Source organism: Flavobacterium cheonanense (assembly GCF_039539185.1).
GTDB classification, from domain to species: domain Bacteria; phylum Bacteroidota; class Bacteroidia; order Flavobacteriales; family Flavobacteriaceae; genus Flavobacterium; species Flavobacterium cheonanense.
In genome coordinates, this window is record NZ_BAABCT010000001.1 from 517,466 (window position 1) to 538,441 (window position 20,976).

General features: G+C 33.1%; 18 protein-coding genes and 4 tRNA genes. 1 reads left to right on the forward strand and 21 read right to left on the reverse strand.

Going from position 1 to position 20,976, the window contains the following annotated elements; all coding sequences use genetic code 11:
- Nucleotides 1-118 precede the first annotated feature (118 nt).
- The 21 genes from ABD766_RS02445 to ABD766_RS02545 all read right to left on the reverse strand — a co-directional run bounded on the left by ABD766_RS02445 (nucleotide 119) and on the right by ABD766_RS02545 (nucleotide 19,213).
- Nucleotides 119-433 carry a DUF3467 domain-containing protein gene (locus ABD766_RS02445; protein WP_298303737.1) on the reverse strand — a complete coding sequence of 105 codons (315 nt, stop codon included), beginning with the start codon at nucleotides 431-433 and terminating at the stop codon, nucleotides 119-121.
- Nucleotides 434-435: 2 nt separating this feature from the next.
- Nucleotides 436-4,749 (reverse strand): DNA-directed RNA polymerase subunit beta', encoded by a 4,314-nt coding sequence (rpoC, locus tag ABD766_RS02450; protein ID WP_344815209.1) that lies wholly within the window; start codon nucleotides 4,747-4,749, stop codon nucleotides 436-438.
- Between the two features lie 348 nt (nucleotides 4,750-5,097).
- Entirely contained in the window at nucleotides 5,098-8,910 is a 3,813-nt protein-coding gene (gene rpoB, locus ABD766_RS02455) for a DNA-directed RNA polymerase subunit beta (RefSeq protein WP_344815210.1), read from the reverse strand.
- 247 nt (nucleotides 8,911-9,157) lie between these two features.
- On the reverse strand, nucleotides 9,158-9,529 hold the full coding sequence (gene rplL, locus ABD766_RS02460) for a 50S ribosomal protein L7/L12 (protein WP_333601479.1): 372 nt from the start codon (nucleotides 9,527-9,529) through the stop codon (nucleotides 9,158-9,160).
- A 54-nt stretch (nucleotides 9,530-9,583) separates the two neighbouring features.
- The gene (gene rplJ, locus ABD766_RS02465; protein WP_344815211.1) at nucleotides 9,584-10,084 is read right to left on the reverse strand and encodes a 50S ribosomal protein L10; all 501 of its coding nucleotides are present in this window, start codon (nucleotides 10,082-10,084) and stop codon (nucleotides 9,584-9,586) included.
- Nucleotides 10,085-10,106: 22 nt separating this feature from the next.
- Nucleotides 10,107-10,796: a 50S ribosomal protein L1 gene (gene rplA, locus ABD766_RS02470; protein WP_344815212.1), complete on the reverse strand. Its 690-nt coding sequence runs from the start codon at nucleotides 10,794-10,796 to the stop codon at nucleotides 10,107-10,109.
- Nucleotides 10,797-10,804: 8 nt separating this feature from the next.
- Entirely contained in the window at nucleotides 10,805-11,245 is a 441-nt protein-coding gene (rplK, locus tag ABD766_RS02475) for a 50S ribosomal protein L11 (RefSeq protein WP_344815213.1), read from the reverse strand.
- A gap of 66 nt (nucleotides 11,246-11,311) precedes the next feature.
- Entirely contained in the window at nucleotides 11,312-11,863 is a 552-nt protein-coding gene (gene nusG / locus ABD766_RS02480) for a transcription termination/antitermination protein NusG (protein ID WP_344815214.1), read from the reverse strand.
- 10 nt (nucleotides 11,864-11,873) lie between these two features.
- Nucleotides 11,874-12,071: a preprotein translocase subunit SecE gene (gene secE, locus ABD766_RS02485; protein WP_298305976.1), complete on the reverse strand. Its 198-nt coding sequence runs from the start codon at nucleotides 12,069-12,071 to the stop codon at nucleotides 11,874-11,876.
- A gap of 21 nt (nucleotides 12,072-12,092) precedes the next feature.
- Nucleotides 12,093-12,163, reverse strand: a tRNA-Trp gene (locus tag ABD766_RS02490).
- A 57-nt stretch (nucleotides 12,164-12,220) separates the two neighbouring features.
- A complete protein-coding gene (gene tuf, locus ABD766_RS02495; RefSeq protein WP_298120327.1) occupies nucleotides 12,221-13,408 on the reverse strand; it encodes an elongation factor Tu in 1,188 nt (395 codons plus the stop codon).
- Between the two features lie 57 nt (nucleotides 13,409-13,465).
- Nucleotides 13,466-13,537 (reverse strand) — tRNA-Thr (locus tag ABD766_RS02500).
- 42 nt (nucleotides 13,538-13,579) lie between these two features.
- Nucleotides 13,580-13,661: transfer RNA gene (locus ABD766_RS02505), tRNA-Tyr, on the reverse strand.
- Between the two features lie 28 nt (nucleotides 13,662-13,689).
- Nucleotides 13,690-13,763 (reverse strand) — tRNA-Thr (locus ABD766_RS02510).
- Nucleotides 13,764-13,853: 90 nt separating this feature from the next.
- Nucleotides 13,854-14,156: a ribosome hibernation-promoting factor, HPF/YfiA family gene (hpf, locus tag ABD766_RS02515; RefSeq protein ID WP_344815216.1), complete on the reverse strand. Its 303-nt coding sequence runs from the start codon at nucleotides 14,154-14,156 to the stop codon at nucleotides 13,854-13,856.
- A 31-nt stretch (nucleotides 14,157-14,187) separates the two neighbouring features.
- Nucleotides 14,188-15,081 (reverse strand): tyrosine-type recombinase/integrase, encoded by an 894-nt coding sequence (locus ABD766_RS02520; RefSeq protein WP_344815217.1) that lies wholly within the window; start codon nucleotides 15,079-15,081, stop codon nucleotides 14,188-14,190.
- A 93-nt stretch (nucleotides 15,082-15,174) separates the two neighbouring features.
- Nucleotides 15,175-15,369 carry a 30S ribosomal protein S21 gene (gene rpsU / locus ABD766_RS02525; protein WP_298303504.1) on the reverse strand — a complete coding sequence of 65 codons (195 nt, stop codon included), beginning with the start codon at nucleotides 15,367-15,369 and terminating at the stop codon, nucleotides 15,175-15,177.
- A 242-nt stretch (nucleotides 15,370-15,611) separates the two neighbouring features.
- Nucleotides 15,612-16,784 (reverse strand): acyl-CoA dehydrogenase family protein, encoded by a 1,173-nt coding sequence (locus tag ABD766_RS02530; protein ID WP_344815218.1) that lies wholly within the window; start codon nucleotides 16,782-16,784, stop codon nucleotides 15,612-15,614.
- A 35-nt stretch (nucleotides 16,785-16,819) separates the two neighbouring features.
- Nucleotides 16,820-17,716 carry a helix-hairpin-helix domain-containing protein gene (locus ABD766_RS02535; protein ID WP_344815219.1) on the reverse strand — a complete coding sequence of 299 codons (897 nt, stop codon included), beginning with the start codon at nucleotides 17,714-17,716 and terminating at the stop codon, nucleotides 16,820-16,822.
- Nucleotides 17,717-17,719: 3 nt separating this feature from the next.
- Entirely contained in the window at nucleotides 17,720-17,941 is a 222-nt protein-coding gene (locus ABD766_RS02540; RefSeq protein ID WP_344815220.1) for a PspC domain-containing protein, read from the reverse strand.
- Between the two features lie 3 nt (nucleotides 17,942-17,944).
- The gene (locus ABD766_RS02545) at nucleotides 17,945-19,213 is read right to left on the reverse strand and encodes a DUF2851 family protein (protein WP_344815221.1); all 1,269 of its coding nucleotides are present in this window, start codon (nucleotides 19,211-19,213) and stop codon (nucleotides 17,945-17,947) included.
- A 112-nt stretch (nucleotides 19,214-19,325) separates the two neighbouring features.
- Here ABD766_RS02545 and ABD766_RS02550 point away from each other — a divergent pair, with 112 nt between their 5' ends.
- Nucleotides 19,326-20,975: a PNGase F N-terminal domain-containing protein gene (locus ABD766_RS02550; RefSeq protein WP_344815222.1), complete on the forward strand. Its 1,650-nt coding sequence runs from the start codon at nucleotides 19,326-19,328 to the stop codon at nucleotides 20,973-20,975.
- Nucleotide 20,976 lies beyond the last annotated feature (1 nt).

Consider the following 20,976-nt stretch of genomic DNA (forward strand, 5'->3'; position numbering starts at 1 on the left):
AGCTTTTTGTTAACATTTATCAACAATCACGTTCATCGGTTAAATCGGTTTTTAATCGGTTTTAGAATAGAAAACACATAAAAAAAAACTCCTCAATTTCTTGAGGAGTTTTAATTTATTAAGCTTGTCCTGTTGGACCAAAATTTAAAGGAATTGGCGGTTGCTCGGAATCTTTTATTTCGCCATGAGCCACTTCAAATCGGTGAATGTTTTCTCCCAGTGCTTTAAGAAACCTTTTAGCATGTTGAGGAGTTAAAATAATTCTCGATTTTACTTTTGATTTTGGAACACCTGGCATGATGGTCACAAAATCTAAAACAAATTCTGATGGAGAATGATTGATTATTGCTAAATTAGAATAAATTCCTTCAGCAACTTTTTCATCAAGCTCAATGTTTATTTGTCCCGGTTGTGGTTGATTATTATCACTCATGATTAATAAATATATTCTTCTTTATTCGCCATTAACTCATTGTAATCCTCTTTTGATCCAACTATGATGTGATCGTAATCTCTCATACCTGTACCAGCTGGAATTCTGTGTCCAACGATTACATTTTCTTTCAATCCTTCTAAAGTATCTACTTTACCAGCAACAGCTGCTTCATTCAATACTTTTGTTGTTTCTTGGAACGATGCTGCAGAAATGAATGATTTAGTTTGAAGCGAAGCTCTTGTAATACCTTGTAATACAGGAGTTGCAGTAGCTGTAATAACATCACGAGCTACAACTAAATTTTTATCATTACGTTTCAATAATGAATTTTCATCTCTTAATTCACGTGGAGAAATGATTTGACCTGGTTTAAGATTATCTGAATCTCCAGCATCTTCAACCACTTTCATTCCGTATAATTTATCATTTTCAACGATAAAATCACTTGTGTGAATTAATTGTTCTTCTAAGAATAATGTATCTCCTGGATCTTCAACTCTTACTTTACGCATCATTTGACGAATAACAACCTCAAAGTGTTTATCATTGATTTTTACACCTTGAAGACGGTAAACTTCTTGAATTTCGTTAACCAAGTACTGTTGAACAGCAGATGGACCTTGAATTCTTAAAATATCGTCTGGAGTAATTGCGCCATCAGATAAAGGAACTCCAGCTTTTACGAAGTCATTTTCTTGAACAAGAATTTGACTAGATAATTTCACTAAATATTTCTTAACCTCACCAAATTTAGATTCGATGATGATTTCACGGTTACCTCTCTTAATTTTTCCGAAAGAAACAACTCCATCAATTTCTGAAACTACAGCAGGATTAGAAGGATTACGAGCTTCTAACAACTCTGTAATTCTTGGTAAACCTCCGGTAATATCACCTGCTTTAGAAGAACGACGAGGAATTTTCACAAGGATTTTACCTGCTTTAATTTTCTCTCCATCTTCTACCATAAGGTGAGCTCCAACTGGCAAGTTGTAAGAACGAATAAGTTCTCCATCTTTACCATAAACTAATAATGTTGGAATTAATTTTTTATTTCTTCCTTCAGAAATTACTTTTTCTTGGAAACCTGTTTGCTCATCGATTTCAACTTGGAATGATTGTCCTTGTTCTAAATCTTCGTAAGCAATTTTTCCTGTAAATTCAGAAACAATTACACCATTATATGGATCCCATTTACAAATTGCAGCTCCTTTTTCAACTACGTCACCATCTTTTACGCTGATAACAGAACCATAAGGAATGTAATGAGTACTTAAAAGGATTCCAGTTTTAACATCAATTAATTTTAATTCTGTTGAACGAGAAACTACGATATCTACTTTGTTTCCATCAGCATCTTCACCAACAACAGTTTTTAAATCTTCAATTTCTAGTTTTCCACCAAATCTTGCAATAATGCTTGATTCTTCAGAAACTCCTCCTGCAACTCCACCAACGTGGAATGTACGAAGTGTTAACTGTGTTCCTGGCTCTCCAATTGACTGTGCAGCAATAACACCAACAGCTTCACCTTTTTGAGTCATTTTTCCAGTTGCTAAGTTTCTTCCGTAACATTTAGCACAAATACCTTTTTTAGCTTCACAAACTAGAGGAGAACGTACTTCCACTTTTTCAATTGGAGATTCTTCAATAGCTTTAACGATAGCTTCAGTAATTTGCTCACCTGCATGAACTAATATATTAGAATCAAGAGGATTGATAACGTCTTGTAATGCTACACGTCCTAAAATTCTTTCTCCTAATGTTTCAACAATTTCTTCATTTTTCTTTAAAGCAGAAACTTCAATTCCTCTTAAAGTACCACAATCTACAGAGTTTACAATTACGTCTTGAGAAACGTCATGTAATCTACGAGTTAAGTAACCAGCATCGGCAGTTTTAAGAGCCGTATCCGCAAGACCTTTACGCGCACCGTGAGTAGAAATAAAGTACTCAAGGATAGAAAGACCTTCTTTAAAGTTTGAAAGAATTGGATTTTCAATAATTTCACCACCACCAGCAGTAGATTTTTTAGGCTTAGCCATCAAACCACGCATACCAGTTAACTGACGTATTTGTTCTTTAGATCCACGCGCTCCAGAGTCAAGCATCATATATACAGAGTTGAAACCTTGTTGGTCTTCTCTAATATTTTTCATTGCTAATTCTGTTAATTGAGCATTTGCAGAAGTCCAAATATCAATAACCTGATTGTAACGTTCGTTATTTGTGATAAGCCCCATATTATAGTTCATAGAAATACCTTCTACTTGAACACGAGCATCAGCAATTAATTTAGTTTTTTGCTCAGGAATTCTAATATCACCTAATGAGAACGATAAACCACCTTTAAAGGCAAATTTATAACCCATATCTTTCATGTTATCAAGGAAAGCTGCCGTTGTAGGAACATCAGTTACTGCAAGGATTTTTCCAATAATATCACGCAAAGATTTTTTAGTTAATACTTCATTTATATATCCAGCTGCTGGAGGAACTACTTCGTTGAAAAGTACTCTACCTGCAGTTGTTTGAATAACTTTGTAAACTAACTCACCATTTTCATTAAAATCTTTAGCACGTACTTTCACACGAGCATTCAATTCTAATCTACCTTCATTCAAAGCAATATTTACTTCTTCTGCAGAGTAGAAAGTTAAATCTTGACCTAAAATTGGATGCTCTGGAGTTGACAAACGCTCTTTGGTCATATAATATAGACCTAGTACCATGTCTTGAGAAGGTACTGTAATTGGAGCACCATTTGCTGGATTCAAGATATTATGAGAAGCTAACATTAATAATTGTGCTTCCAAAATAGCCTCTGGTCCAAGTGGCAAGTGAACCGCCATCTGGTCACCATCAAAATCCGCGTTGAACGCCGTACATACTAATGGGTGTAATTGGATAGCTTTTCCTTCAATTAATTTTGGTTGGAAAGCTTGTATACCAAGTCTGTGTAAGGTAGGAGCACGATTCAGTAATACTGGATGTCCTTTAATTACATTTTCTAAGATATCCCAAACTACTGGCTCTTTTTTGTCAATTATTTTTTTAGCCGACTTAACTGTTTTAACAATCCCTCTTTCGATTAACTTACGAATAACGAATGGTTTGTATAGTTCAGCAGCCATATCTTTAGGAAGACCACATTCGAACAATTTCATTTCTGGTCCAACAACAATTACCGAACGAGCAGAATAATCCACACGTTTTCCAAGTAAGTTTTGACGGAAACGACCTTGTTTACCTTTTAATGAGTCAGATAAAGATTTTAATGGTCTGTTTGATTCAGTTTTAACAGCAGAAGCTTTACGAGTGTTATCAAATAATGAATCTACTGATTCTTGCAACATACGTTTTTCGTTTCTTAAGATAACTTCTGGAGCTTTGATTTCCATTAATCTTTTCAAACGGTTGTTTCTGATGATAACTCTACGGTACAAGTCATTCAAATCTGAAGTTGCGAAACGACCACCATCAAGTGGCACTAATGGACGCAATTCTGGTGGAATAACTGGTACAACTTTAAGAATCATCCATTCTGGACGGTTCTCTCTATTCAAATTAGAATCACGGAATGATTCAACAACTTGTAATCTTTTTAATGCTTCTGTTTTTCTTTGTTTAGAAGTTTCATTGTTTGCACTATGTCTTAATTCATAAGAAAGTGCATCTAAATCTGTTCTAGCTAATAAATCCATAATACATTCAGCACCCATTTTAGCGATGAATTTATTAGGATCGTTATCATCTAAATATTGATTTTCCATCGGAAGTGTATCTAAAATATTTAGGTACTCTTCTTCTGTTAAGAAATCCAATCTTTGTAATGATTCACCATCAACATTTTTTGCAATACCTGCTTGGATTACTACATATCTTTCGTAGTAGATAATCATATCTAATTTTTTAGATGGTAATCCAAGAATGTATCCTATTTTGTTTGGAAGTGAACGGAAATACCAAATATGAGCAATAGGCACAACAAGGTTGATGTGTCCTACTCTATCACGACGTACTTTTTTCTCTGTTACTTCAACACCACAACGGTCACATACGATTCCTTTGTAGCGAATTCTTTTATATTTTCCACAAGCACACTCAAAATCTTTTACTGGACCGAAAATCCTTTCACAAAAAAGACCATCACGTTCTGGTTTGTGAGTTCTGTAATTAATCGTTTCTGGTTTCAAAACCTCGCCACGAGATTCTGCCAAAATTGATTCTGGTGAAGCCAATCCAATAGTGATTTTATTAAATCTCTTAATGGTGTTTTGCTTGTTGTCTTTGTTATTTCTATTATTCATCATAGTTTTTACTATTGATTTACTACTATTAATTGAACTTAGATTTATAGTTTCGAAGTGATGAGTGATAAGTGATAAGTGATGAGCTGTTGAATATTAAAATATCTATTCTTACTAATTACTATTTACTTTTACTAATTACTAAAAAAACCATTAAGTTACTACCTCGAATTACTTCTCTAAACCTCAAATCTAAAATTTGGAGGTGCTAGTTATAAATAAAATCTATAAAAAATCGGAACGGTTTACGGGTATAAATCTTTAAAAACTTGTTTTTGAAAAAGTTTTCAGTTTTCAGTCACAGTTTTCAGTTGTTACACTGTAAACTGTGACTGTGACTGTTTACTATAATTATTCTTCTAATCTAATGTCTAATCCAAGACCTTTCAATTCATGCATTAATACATTGAATGATTCTGGCAATCCTGGTTCTGGCATAGTTTCACCCTTAACGATTGCTTCGTAAGTTTTAGCTCTACCAATTACGTCATCCGATTTAACAGTTAAGATTTCTCTTAAAGTACTTGAAGCACCATAAGCCTCAAGAGCCCAAACCTCCATCTCTCCAAAACGTTGACCTCCAAATTGAGCTTTACCTCCAAGTGGTTGTTGCGTGATAAGTGAGTATGGTCCGATAGAACGAGCGTGCATTTTATCGTCAACCATGTGTCCAAGTTTCAACATATAGATAACTCCAACTGTTGCTGCTTGGTGGAAACGTTCTCCTGTTCCTCCGTCATATAAATAAGTATGACCAAATCTTGGGATTCCTGCTTCGTCTGTTAATTCATTGATTTGATCTAAAGTTGCACCATCAAAGATTGGAGTTGCATATTTACGACCTAATTTTTGTCCTGCCCATCCAAGAACAGTTTCATAAATCTGACCAATGTTCATACGAGAAGGTACACCAAGTGGATTCAATACGATATCAACTGGAGTTCCATCTTCAAGGAAAGGCATATCTTCATGACGAACAATACGAGCAACAATACCTTTGTTACCGTGACGTCCTGCCATTTTATCCCCAACTTTTAATTTACGTTTTTTAGCGATATAAACTTTCGCTAATTTCAAGATTCCAGCTGGTAATTCATCTCCAACAGTAATAGTGAATTTTTCTCTACGTAAAGCTCCTTGTAAATCGTTCAACTTGATTTTGTAGTTGTGAATCAAATCATTAACCAAACGGTTAGTATCATCATCAGCAACCCATTGCCCTTTTGTTAAGTGAGCGAAATCCTCAACAGATTGAAGCATTTTTTTAGAATATTTTTTACCTTTTGGTAAAACTTCTTCTCCTAAATCGTTCATAACACCTTGCGATGTTTTTCCGTCAACAATAACAAAAAGTTTCTCGATTAATCTGTCTTTTAAATCAACAAATTTAGTTTCGAATTCCATTTCTAAAGCAGTCAAATCGTCTTTGTCTTTTGTACGTTTACGTTTGTCTTTTACTGCTCTTGCAAATAATTTTTTATCTAAAACTACACCGTGTAATGAAGGAGACGCTTTTAATGAAGCATCTTTTACATCACCAGCTTTATCACCGAAGATAGCTCTCAAAAGTTTTTCTTCTGGAGTTGGATCTGATTCTCCTTTTGGTGTAATTTTTCCGATTAGGATGTCGCCAGGTTTAACTTCAGCTCCAATTCTAATCATTCCGTTTTCATCTAAATCTTTAGTAGCTTCTTCAGAAACGTTAGGAATATCATTAGTTAACTCTTCATTACCTAATTTTGTATCTCTAACTTCTAATGAATAATCATCTACGTGGATTGATGTAAAAATATCATCACGAACCACTTTTTCAGAGATTACAATCGCATCCTCGAAATTGTATCCTTTCCATGGCATAAATGCTACTTTAAGGTTTCTACCGATAGCTAATTCTCCGTTTTGAGTCGCATATCCTTCACAAAGAACTTGACCTAATTGAACTCTATCACCTTTTCTTACGATTGGTTTCAAGTTAATAGAAGTACTTTGATTCGTTTTTCTAAATTTAATTAATTGGTATGTTTTTTCATCTGGGTCAAAACTTACCATTCTTTCTTCTTCAGTTCTGTCGTATTTGATAGTAATCATATTAGCATCAACATACTCAACAGTTCCGTTTCCTTCAGCATTAATCAATACTCTTGAATCAGAAGCAACTTGTCTTTCAAGACCAGTTCCAACGATTGGAGCTTCTGGACGTAATAATGGAACGGCTTGACGCATCATGTTTGATCCCATCAACGCACGGTTCGCATCATCATGCTCCAAGAAAGGAATTAATGAAGCTGAAATAGAAGCAATCTGATTTGGTGCAACGTCAGTATAATGAATTTCAGTTGGTTTTACAACTGGGAAATCACCTTCTTCACGAGCAATAACTGTATCAGCAGTGATAGCTCCTTTAGCATCCATTTCGATGTTTGCTTGAGCAATCATTTTACCTTCTTCTTCTTCTGCGCTTAAATATGTAGGTGTAGATTCTAAATCAACAACTCCATTTGTTACCTTACGGTAAGGAGTTTCGATGAATCCCATTCCGTTAACTTTCGCATAAACACCAAGAGATGAAATCAATCCAATGTTTGGTCCCTCAGGAGTTTCAATTGGACAAAGTCTTCCGTAGTGAGTATAGTGAACGTCACGAACCTCGAAACCAGCTCTTTCTCTAGAAAGTCCACCTGGTCCAAGTGCTGATAATCTTCTTTTGTGTGTAATCTCGGCTAATGGATTGGTTTGATCCATAAATTGAGATAACTGGTTAGTCCCAAAGAAAGAGTTGATTACCGATGATAATGTTTTAGCATTAATCAAATCGATAGGTGTAAACACCTCGTTATCTCTAACGTTCATTCTTTCACGAATAGTTCTAGCCATACGTGCTAAACCAACACCAAATTGTTGAGAAAGTTGTTCACCAACTGTTCTTACACGACGGTTTGATAAGTGATCAATATCATCAATATCTGCTTTCGCATTGATTAATTCGATCAAATATTTAATGATAGTAATGATATCTTCTTTAGTTAAAACTTGTTTTTCCATTGGAATATCAAGGTTTAACTTTTTGTTCATTCTATAACGACCTACTTCACCTAAGTTATAACGTTGGTCAGAGAAGAACAATTTATCAATAATACCACGAGCCGTTTCCTCATCAGGCGGTTCAGCGTTACGTAATTGTCTATATATGTGTTCAACAGCCTCTTTTTCAGAGTTTGTTGGATCTTTTTGTAATGTATTGTGGATGATAGCATAATCAACTTGATTATTTTCCTCCTTGTGTAACAAGATTACTTTCACATCAGCGTCAAGAATTTCTTCTACATTATCTTTATCTAAGATAGTGTCACGATCTAAAATAATTTCGTTACGCTCAATAGAAACAACCTCTCCAGTATCCTCATCCACGAAATCTTCGTGCCAAGTATTCAATACTCTCGCAGCTAATTTTCTACCAACGTATTTTTTAAGACCTGTTTTTGAAACTTTGATTTCTTCTGCAAGATCAAATATCTCAAGAATGTCTTTATCTCTTTCAAATCCGATAGCACGTAAAAGAGTTGTTACAGGTAATTTTTTCTTTCTATCAATGTACGCATACATTACGTTATTGATATCTGTAGCAAATTCTATCCAAGAACCTTTAAAAGGAATTACTCTGGCAGAATACAATTTAGTACCATTTGCATGGAACGATTGACCAAAGAAAACTCCCGGAGAACGGTGTAATTGCGAAACTACTACACGCTCAGCACCATTTATAACAAATGTTCCGCTAGGCGTCATGTAAGGAATCGTACCTAAATAAACGTCTTGAACTATAGTTTCAAAATCCTCATGTTCTGGATCTGTACAATATAATTTAAGGCGTGCTTTAAGAGGTACACTATAAGTTAAACCTCTTTCGATACACTCTTGAATAGTGTAACGTGGTGGATCAACAAAGTAATCAAGGAATTCTAATACAAATTGGTTTCTTGTATCAGTAATTGGAAAATTTTCCATGAAGGTATTGTATAAACCTTCGTTGCCTCTTTCGTCAGATTTGGTTTCCAATTGGAAAAAATCTTGAAACGATTTAACCTGAACATCCAGAAAATCTGGATATTGAGGAATGTTTTTAGTAGAGGCAAAATTCAATCTTTCAGTCTGATTTGTTATCATCAATGGACAAAATTTTGATTAAAAAAAAGTAATTGTTTTGTGTAATGTATACTTTCTTTTATTGTCAATACATCTTAAAAATAAACCAGTATCTGTAAATTTTCTTCTTCGTATTGACTAAAAGCTTTTTCGTATTTAAACTCTTTTAAGATAACTTTTAGAGTATAATTTTATTATACGAAAAATGGTTTAGGCCATTGAGTGGTTAAACTCAAGACCTAAACCTTGTTCTAAAACTATGTTAGAGTTATTTTAACTCAACAACAGCTCCAGCTTCTTCTAAAGATTTTTTCAAACCTTCAGCTTCAGCTTTAGTAACTCCTTCTTTAATATTAGCTGGAGCACCATCTACCATATCTTTAGCTTCTTTCAATCCTAAACCAGTTAATTCTTTAACCGCTTTAACAACTGCTAATTTAGAAGCACCTGCGTCTTTTAATACTACAGTGAATTCTGTTTGCTCTTCAGCAGCACCAGCATCTCCACCACCAGCAGCAACTACTACAGCTGCAGCAGCTGGTTCGATACCATACTCATCTTTTAAAATTGTAGCTAAATCATTAACTTCTTTTACAGTTAAGTTAACTAATTGTTCTGCGAATTGTTTCAAATCTGCCATTTTTTCTATCGTTTAAAATGTTTTTAATTCTATTTTTATTTACTTGTGCGCTAATTATTCAGCTGCCTCACCTTTTTGCTCTGCATTATTTAATAAAGCAGAAATGATGCGTTTAGCTGGAGATTGAAGTAATCCAATGATTTCTCCAATAACTTCTTCTTTAGATTTAAGTGAAGCTAAGCTATCTAAAAGATTTTCTCCAATATATATTTCGTTATTGATGAAAGCTCCTTTAAATTGTGGCTTATCTGATTTTTTTCTAAAGTCTTTAATTATTTTTGCTGGTGCGTTAGCAACATCAGAAATAAAGATTGATGAATTTCCTTTAAGAACTGAAGGTAAATCTCCATATTCCTTATCAGAAGCTTCCATAGCTTTTTCTAATAGAGTGTTTTTAACAACTTCTAATTTGATTCCAGCTTTAAAACAAGCTCTTCTTAAATTTGAAGTAGTGTCTGCATCTAATCCTGAAGTATCAGCAATATATACTATGTTTGCTTCAGCCAACTTTGCAGTTAAATCTTCTATCGCGATTGATTTTTCTTCTCTAGTCATAATAAAATTTGTTAACTACCAATTATACGGCTTTAGGATCTAAAGCTATAGCAGGACTCATTGTACTTGACAAGTGAATAGACTTGATGTAAGTACCTTTAGCTGCAGTTGGTTTTAATTTAAGTAATGTTTGAATAATTTCATGAGCGTTATCTACAATTTTATCAGCTTCGAAAGAAATTCTTCCAATACCTGCATGTACGATACCTGTTTTATCAACTTTAAAATCGATTTTACCAGCTTTTACTTCCGCAACAGCTTTACCAATTTCCATAGTTACAGTTCCTGTTTTAGGGTTCGGCATTAAACCTCTTGGACCTAAAACACGCCCTAATGGACCTAATTTACCCATGATAGCAGGCATAGTGATGATTACATCAACATCTGTCCAACCATCTTTAATTTTTTGAAGGTAATCGTCTAAACCTACATAGTCAGCACCAGCTGCTTTAGCTTCTGCTTCTTTATCTGGAGTTACTAAAGCTAATACTTTAGTATCTTTACCAGTTCCATGAGGAAGAGTTACAACACCTCTTACCATTTGATTTGCTTTTCTAGGATCAACTCCAAGCTTAACAGCAATATCTACAGACTCATCAAATTTTGCTGAAGCAACAACTTTCAATAAAGATGAAGCATCTTTAAGAGAATAAAGTTTGTTTTTTTCAATTTTTGAAGCAGCCTCTTTTTGTTTTTTTGTCAATTTTGCCATTTCTTACCTTATTTTAGAGGAGAATCTCCAGTTACAGTTATACCCATAGATCTAGCTGTTCCAGCAATCATGCTCATCGCTTTTTCAATTGTGAAAGCATTTAAATCAACCATCTTGTCTTCAGCAATAGCCTTAATTTGATCCCAAGTTACATTTGCAACTTTTTTTCTATTAGGCTGGCCAGAACCAGATTTCAATTTAGCAGCATCCAATAATTGAATAGCAGCAGGTGGAGTTTTTACAACAAAATCAAACGATTTGTCTTTATACACAGTAATTTGTACTGGTAAAACTTTGCCAGGTTGATCTTGAGTTCTAGCATTAAATTGCTTACAGAACTCCATGATGTTAACCCCAGCAGCTCCCAAAGCAGGTCCAACCGGTGGCGACGGGTTCGCAGCACCTCCCTTAACTTGTAGTTTAACTACTTTACTAATTTCTTTAGCCATTTCTTAAAAATTTTACATCTCTCAATTGGAAGCGATTGATGCGGTTTAATATATATGTAACAAAAATTATACTTTTTCAACTTGCATAAAACTCAATTCAAGAGGTGTTCTTCTTCCGAAAATTTTCACCATAACTTCAAGTTTACGCTTTTCTTCATTGATTTTTTCAATAGTTCCGTTAAAACCATTGAAAGGTCCATCAATAACCTTAATTGTTTCATTAATTTTGAATGGAATAGATTGTGTATCAACATTAACAGCCAATTCATCAACCTTACCTAACATTCTGTTTACTTCTGACAATCTCAATGGAACTGGATCACCTCCTTTTACCTCTCCCAAAAATCCAATTACTCCTGTAATTGACTTAATAATGTGAGGTATTTCACCTGTAAGATTTGCTTCAATCATTACATAGCCAGGAAAATAAACTTTATCTTTAGAAATCTTTTTTCCATCACGAACTTGAACAACTTTTTCAGTAGGAACAAGAACTTGTGAAATATAATCACTCATTCCAAGTCTGCTAATCTCAGTTTCAATATAGGCTTTCACCTTATTTTCCTGACCACTTACAGCTCTTACTACGTACCATTTTTTCACACTATTATCAGCCATGGTAAAAATATTAACCTTTTATCAATTTGAAAAAACCTTCAATAGCTCTTGAACAAAGTTCATCAACTCCCCATGTAGCCAAAGCAAATAGAATTGAAAAAAGAGCAACAATAATAGTTAATCTTTGCACTTCAGCCCATTCTGGCCAAGTTACATTTGACTTCAACTCTTCAAATGCTTCTGAAAAATAATTTAATACTTTTGACATAATAATGTATTTATTTTTTTGCACGGGCGGAGGGATTCGAACCCCCATCAACGGTTTTGGAGACCGCTATTCTACCCTTGAACTACGCCCGTTTCATTAAAAACCAGTGTCGTCAAAAAAACGACACTGGCTCTTTATTTATTTTGAAATTATTCTACGATTTCAGTTACTTGACCAGCACCAACTGTTCTACCACCTTCACGGATAGCGAAACGTAAACCTACGTTCATTGCAATTGGGCTTAATAAAGCTACATCAATAGTTAAGTTATCACCTGGCATTACCATCTCTACACCTGCTGGTAAAGAAATAACTCCTGTTACGTCAGTTGTACGAACGTAGAACTGTGGACGGTAGTTATTGTGGAATGGTGTGTGACGACCACCTTCTTCTTTTTTCAAGATATAAACCTCAGCTTTAAATTTAGCGTGTGGTTTTACAGATCCTGGCTTAACAATAACCATTCCTCTTTTGATATCTTCTTTAGCAACACCTCTTAACAAGATACCTGCGTTATCTCCAGCCTCACCTCTATCAAGGATTTGACGGAACATTTCGATACCTGTAATAGTTGAAGTTAATTTTTCAGCACCCATACCGATGATTTCAACTGGATCTCCTGTATTACAAACTCCTGTTTCGATACGACCTGTAGCAACAGTTCCACGACCAGTAATTGTAAATACATCCTCAACTGGCATCAAGAATGGTTTTTCAGTATCACGGATTGGCTCTTCAATCCAGTTATCAACTGCTTCCATTAATTCAATAATTTTTGGAACCCAGTTTGGATCATTATTTAATCCTCCTAAAGCTGAACCTTGAACTACAGGACCATTATCTCCATCATATTCGTAGAAAGATAATAAATCTCTGATTTCCATTTCAACTAATTCTAGTAATTCCGCGTCATCAACCATATCCACTTTATTCATGAATACAACGATTCTTGGAATACCTACTTGACGTCCTAAAAGGATGTGCTCACGTGTTTGTGGCATTGGTCCGTCTGTAGCAGCAACTACTAAGATAGCACCATCCATTTGAGCAGCTCCAGTAACCATGTTCTTTACGTAATCCGCGTGACCTGGACAGTCAACGTGTGCGTAGTGACGATTAGCAGTTTCATATTCTACGTGAGACGTATTAATAGTAATACCTCTTTCTTTTTCTTCAGGTGCATTATCAATTTGATCAAATGATTTTGCTTGACAGTAACCAGCATCAGATAATACTTTCGTGATTGCTGCTGTTAAAGTTGTTTTACCGTGATCCACGTGTCCGATCGTACCAATATTTAAGTGTGGTTTCGAACGGTTAAAGGTTTCTTTTGCCATTTTACTTAATTTTTAATCTTAGTTATATATTTATTAGTGTTCAAATTTTCAATTTTGAGCCAACTACGGGAATTGAACCCGTGACCTCTTCCTTACCAAGGAAGCACTCTACCCCTGAGCTAAGTCGGCAGAGTTTTTTTTATTCATTCAAGCAAAAAACTCTTGAATTTGTGGGGAGAGCAGGATTCGAACCTGCGAAGACGTAGTCAGCAGATTTACAGTCTGCCCTCGTTGGCCGCTTGAGTATCTCCCCAAACCATTATTATTCAATACCTTAAAAGAGCCGGCGGAGGGACTCGAACCCACGACCTGCTGATTACAAATCAGCTGCTCTAGCCAACTGAGCTACGCTGGCAATATCAATAAAAAAAGTCCGCTATTTCTAACGGACTGCAAATGTAGGCATTTTATTTTTTAATCAAAATATTTTTTATAAAAATTTTAATTAAATATGAGTTCTAATTTTTTCTTTTCTTTTTACCAATAATCGTTCTAAAGATTCTGATGATAATTCAACGGCTTCTTCAAAAGTTTTGCATTGTTTTTTTACTAAAAAATCATCTCCTGGAACGTGAATTTTCACTTCGACAATTTTATTTTCTTTATCACTTGTATTTTCAACTTTCAAAAAAACATCTGAAGAAACAATTTTATCATAATACTTTTCTAATTTATCCATTCTTAGTTGAATAAAATCTATTAGCTTTCTATCAACTGTAAAATTTACTGCATTTACATTTACCTTCATAATTTTTAAAATTAATGGTTACACTTTTAATTTATTTTTGATTCCTTGGATGCGAATTCCCATACACTTTTTTCAACTCTGCCAAACTATTATGAGTATATACTTGAGTAGAAGCCAAACTTGAATGACCTAATAACTCTTTTACAGAATTTAAATCTGCTCCATTGTTTAACATATGAGTTGCAAATGTATGTCGCAATATATGCGGACTCCTTTTTACCTTCTCGGAAACATTACTAAAGTAATAATTTATTAATCGATATACAAACGAATCATTTAATTTAACTCCTTTTAACATTAAAAAAAAATGTTCCTTATCTTTAATCACCTCAATTTTAGTTCTTTCTAATAAATAATTTCTGATTTGTTTAGATATAATTGGCAAAATTGGAAGAATTCTTTCTTTGTTTCTTTTTCCTAATACTTTTAGCGTATTGCTCGACAAATCAACATTTTGCATTTTTAAATCGATTAGCTCTACTCTTCTTATACCTGTTGTATAAAAAAGGTCTATTATCAATTTATCTCTAATTCCGTCAAATCCTTCTGGATAAGTAAGCTGATTTAGAACTTGGTCAAGTTCTTTTTCAGAGAATGGAATTTGAATTTTTTTTGGTGTTTTTAATGATTTGTGTTTTAAAAGTGGACTATTTTCTATTTGTTTTGTTTTTAATAAAAACTTGTAGAATGATTTTAAGGAAGAAATTTTTCTGTTTACCGAACTATTAGAAATATCATTATCGACCATTGATACTATCCAGCTTCTTATCATACTATAATTTACATCTTCTAGTTTTTCTGTATCAAAATTTTCTATTAAAAATTCTTGAAAAAAAAACAAATCATTTACATAAGCATTGACTGTATGTAAAGAATAATTCTTTTCTAGTTGAAGATAGTCTTGAAATGCTTTTAAATTATTCATTAATGATTAGGGATTTGAAAAATAAAAAAACCGCTAGTAACAAAGTTATGAAACTTTATTGACTAGCGGTTGTATTTTTATTCTAAAAATTAATTAACTTTCTAATGAGTCTCTTAAGTTTTGAATATACGCTGCTTTTTGAACTTGTGCTCTTTTAACAACAGAAGGTTTTATGAAAGCTTGACGTGCACGTAACTGACGAACAGTACCTGTTTTATCAAATTTTCTTTTATAGCGCTTTAATGCTCTATCGATATTTTCTCCGTCTTTAATTGGTATAATTAACATAATCTAGACACCTCCTCTCATTTAGTGGTGCAAAAGTAGTATTATTTTTGATATCTGAAATAGAATTGTGTATTTTTTTTAGCCCAGATAGAAACGGTAATCCTTTTTTGATAAAATTGTAGTTTTTTTTTTTATAAAAAAAGAGCGACCAACGGAAGCTCCTTTATTTATATATAGAAAAACACAATTTTATTAAAAAGATAATAGTGTATAGCTGGATTAGCTACTAAACTTAATAATTACTATTTCTTTTCTGCTGGTTTGTAATTTTGGTTATCGATAATCATTTTGGACAAAATTTCTTTCAAAATTTCTGATGTTCCTCCTCCAATTGGTCCAAGGCGACTGTCTCTTAACAATCTTGCCATAGGATATTCTTCCATATAGCCATAACCGCCTAACATTTGAAGACAACTGTAAATTGTTTCGTCGGCAACTTTTGTAGATTTAAGTTTTGCCATAGTAGCTTCTTTAACTACATACTCCCCTTGATTTAATCTTGCTACAGCAGCATAATTGAAAATTTTGCAATGCTCAACATCTGTAGCATGCTCTACCATAGTGTGACGTAATGCTTGAAATTTATTGATTTTTGTACCGAATGCTTCACGCTCGGACATGTATTTTATTGTGTAATCAATTGCGTATTCTGCTCTTGCGTGTGCATTGATTGCCATAATTAATCGTTCTAGTGCAAAGTGCTCCATAATATATGGAAAGCCTTTACCTTCTAATCCCATTAAATTTTCGGCTGGAATTTCAACATTGTCGAATGCAATTTCGGCAGTATCGGAAGCTCTCCATCCTAATTTATCAAGTTTAGATGCGGAAATTCCGTTTAAATTAGTGTCAACCAAAAATATACTTATTCCTTTATTACCTAATTCTGGGCTTGTTTTGGCTGCAACTACATAGTAATCTGCATAAACTCCGTTAGTAATAAAGGTTTTTGAACCATTAATTACATATTTATCACCTTTTTTGATAGCTATAGTTCTCATTCCGGCAACATCGCTACCTCCAAAAGGTTCTGTAATACATAATGCACCTATTTTATCACCTGAAATACTTGGTGCTAAATAGTCTTGTTTGATTCGCTCGTCTCCTTCTGCGTTTAAGTGCGTCATAGCTAAATAAGCATGTGCCCACATAGCAGCAGCAAAACCTGAAGATTTTATTTTTTGAAGTTCTTCTAGAAAAATTACGGTATAGAACAAATCTAAGTTTAAACCTCCGTATGCTTCTGGATAATTGATTCCGAAGAAACCCATTTCACCGAATTTTTTCCAGATAAAGCGTTCTATCGTTCCTGTTTTTTCCCATTTTTCAATATGAGGTACTACTTCTTTTTGCAAAAAATCTTGCAAACTCTTCCTAAATAGTTCGTGTTCTTCTGTGAAATATGTTGAATTCATATTGATAAGCAATTTTAAAAAAATGTTGATTTATTTTAGAATTCCAAATATAAGGCAATTATTTTTATTTTATCAACAGGAAAAGCTTTAATATTTGTTAAATCCTCAATTTTTAAATCGCCATTCATACTTCTATAAGTTACAATATTTTTAGAAATAGGATATTTAAAGTATGGAAACTGACCTAATTCCTTGATTGAAGCATTATTAATATTGATTTTCTTGGGTTTTGGATTGACAACTTTGAAACTTTGATTGAGTTTTTCAATAACTTCTGGAGACAATCCCCAAACATCATTCATTTGTTCCATAGAAACAAACTGGCCAAACACTTCTTTTTGTTTTAAAATTCTGTCTGAAATTGCTTCACCAATTCCATAAACTTTCATCAAATCCTCTTTAGTTGCTGTGTTGATATCGAGAACGACTATCTTTTTTTCTTTCTTTTCGTATTTATCTTTGGAATAGTCCACCCAACCATTGCTTTCATTTTGATTGGAATTCTTTTTGTTAACCCAATCTGGAAATTTGAAATATGGTGAAATTGCATTTAGAAGTGAATCGGAAATCCCAGTAACTTTTTGAAACTCTTCAGGTGAGTTAGCAAACTTACCTTGTTTCCTGAAAGCTAATAAACGATCTATTTGCTCGACAGACATACCTAATTTGTGCCCTTTAAAATCAGTTATGAAGTTTGGATTGAACGGATAGATTTTATAAGTTGTTTGTGGTTTTTCAGACTTTAAAGAATCGATATTACTTTGTAATGAAAGCCAATTTTGTTTTTCTGGAGTGTTTTCATCAACATTTGAAAAATCTAAAAAGTAACTTCCTAATTGCAATCCTATGATTATAATGAATAGCAATAGAATTCCTTTTCGTTGGTCTTTCGAAAAATGGAATAATGATTTTATGTAATTGTTGTTTTCCAAAATTTATAAATCAAAAACTGATGTTCTTTTTGCTCTAACTAAATCTTTCAGTTTAATCCAAAATGCTAACGTTAAATAAACTCCGAAACCTAAACCAACAGTAACGAAAGATATATATATAAAAAACAATCGTACGCTTGTTGCTCTCATACCAAGTCTATCAGCTAATCGTGATGAGACGTGAAAACCATGTTTCTCAAAAAAATAGCGTATGCTAGTTATCATTTTTTAATTTTTTAATAGTTCTATACCTATTGCACATTGCAAACACTTTTTATGATTACAATATTCATTTTTCAATTGCAAAAGAGATTGCGTTTGAAATGCATTTGTAGATTTAATTCCAAAAGTAGTAAACTTTTCAATAATTGTGTTTTTCTCTGGTAGAATATTTGACAACAAATCAATTAAAAATTCAGAATTATCTTTTCCTTGACTGTTTGCAAATGCAAATTGAATTGGGATAATTGTATTTGTAATCAATAAATCTATAAAAGATTTAGATAATGCTTTTTCCTTTTTGGAACTTGGTTTGTCAAAATTATAATGCGTTTTCCAATAATCGCTTACTGCAATATTGAAAATTTGATAAATCTCTTGAACTGTTTTTGCTTCAATTATCTTAGAAAATAAATTTCTTTGTTGATGATAAAGCATCGCTAATTGAGCCAAACGAATGGTTGGGAAATTATCTGGTCTGTGTTTGAAAAACTGAACTGGTGCAATCGCTGGTTTTTCTAATTTATATTTTAAAGCAATATAATCAAACCAAGACTTTAGTTCTTTTGCATAATTATCTTCTGCATTTATTGAAATCATATCGGCTTGACCGAAAAGTAAGGCTTCCAAATATTTTACTTCTAAAGCTTCTTTTCTAATGATAGGAAACGTGATTGACTTTGCTACTTTAAAAAACATTTCTCCATTGGTATTCAAACCAAAATTCTTAGCCAACATACAAAACAGAACTGCTTCCCAATCGTTTTCAGTTTCTTGTAACAATTGTTGAATTGGACTAGATTTTCTTTCTAATCTTTCAAAAAACAATCGTTCTTGCCAGTTTGAGAAAACAAAACTTGGAACTTTCTCAATTTGATTTTCGCAATAAATCCATGATTTTTGAGCTGTGAGTTCATGATATTTATTCAATTCTTCTTTGGAGACATATTTTTTTAGTTCCAAAACAGGAATTTCAGAATTATCTTTTCTGAATATTGGCGTATCATTTTCCCAAACAACGTGTAGAATTACATTTTTATAATTATCGTCTTTCTCGTGATGATGCACATACCAATCGGAGGATTTTAAATGAATTTCAATATTTCCAGCCCATTTTTGATTATCAATAATTATTTGAGCATTGAAAAAATCAGGTCCTGCTTGTTGAATGTATTGTCCGAAGTTTATTATGGTGATAACTTCTCCGTTTGTGGTTTTTAAATTGGTAAAATCCAATTTCTTGTACAACCAAATGTAGTGTAGAAAATCTTCTCTCATAAAATAGTATCTGTATGGCTTTGAGGGCACTAAAGTACTTTTTTGAATTGAATTACACAAATTTCGGAAAATTAAATTTGTAAACATATATTTGTAACACAAACAACTCACCATGAAACCACTTATTTTATTTACAATTCTATTATTTTCATCAATATCATTTGGTCAAACAAACTATAAAATAACTTACACTCGAACTTCTAATGGAACTTTGGTTGAAAATCAAGATCCAATTTTGGTGTTTTCAAATGAAACTACTTCTTTAATCTCCTCAGAATCGATTCAAAATAGTAAAGCTACTTTTCCTTTTGAGCAAACTATAATTACTGGATTGCATTATTTTCAATTAGCACAATTGAATAGTTCAAAATTAATTTCTACAAAAGATAGTACTTCCATTGGTAAACAAACCTTTGAATTACTTGGTGAAACCAAAAAAATATTAGGATATACTTGTAAAAAAGCGAAAACTATTATTAACTCAAATACTATTGAAATTTGGTATACCAATGATTTTAAAATTAAAGGCGCGCCTTCTTTACTTGGTCAAAATTTAGGCTTGGTTTTGGAAACTGTTCGCAATGGAAACTTCATTGTTTCTGCTACTAAAGTTGAAAAAGTAAAGCAATTTCCTTCTTTGAAAATTGATGAAACTAAGACTATAGATTTATTAACTTACAGAGATTTAGTTTGGAAAAGCAGGTTTACGACGATTCCTATTTTTAAAGATGAGATTATAAATTTTTCGGATGCTTCTAAATCAAATGATAGCATTTTGAGATTTGCTAACGGAACTATTATTTTAAGAAAAGTAAAAATCCCAACTATTGCGAAAGGAAGTCAGGTTTTTGTTGATGTAACAGAGCAATCTAATGGCGATGCATATGATAGAACCGGTTCTGTGTTTATGATTCCGATGGATAAAAAAGTTTCTTTTTTGGATGGATTGAAAAATGGTGCTAAAACATTACCAGTCTATGAAAATGGAAATGGAAAACAATATCAAGGCGTTGTTTCTACAGATGATTATTCATCATTGATTGAATTGATGCGCTTTTTTACACCATTTGGAATTAAACAATATAATTCGCTACAATTAAAAGATAAAATTTGGGAAGAAAAAGTAAGTTACCGTCAGGATATTTCTGAATTGACTGCGTCTTTAAATAATAAAGAAGTTTATATAGGAACTTTTATCGGAAATTATGATAAAGGTGGCCACAAAGTAAGTGTTAATTTGACGATTCATCCAGAGGAAAATGGAGTTAGTAAAGCTTCTAATGTAGTATCAATTTTCAACACAACCAATGTTATGGAAATGGCTGGGCAAGAATATGGAACGATGTTTAATTCTGATAAAGGTTTGGTTGTGAACTTTAAATTAGATAAAGATTTAAAAAATGTAAGACTTAGATACATAACAACAGGTCATGGTGGATGGGAAAACGGTGATGAATTTGTGCCAAAGAAAAATACCATACTATTGAATGAAAAGGAAGTTTTTCATTTTACTCCTTGGCGAGAAGATTGTGGTTCTTACCGTTTATACAATCCAGCTTCTGGAAATTTTCCTAACGGATTATCTTCTTCTGATTACAGTCGTTCAAATTGGTGTCCAGGAATGGTTACTAATCCAGTTTATATTGATTTGGGTGATTTGAAAGCTGGAAATCATACTTTGCAAGTTAAAATTCCGCAAGGTGCGAATGAAGGAAGTAGTTTTAGCGCTTGGAATGTTAGTGGTGTTTTAATTGGAGAATAAA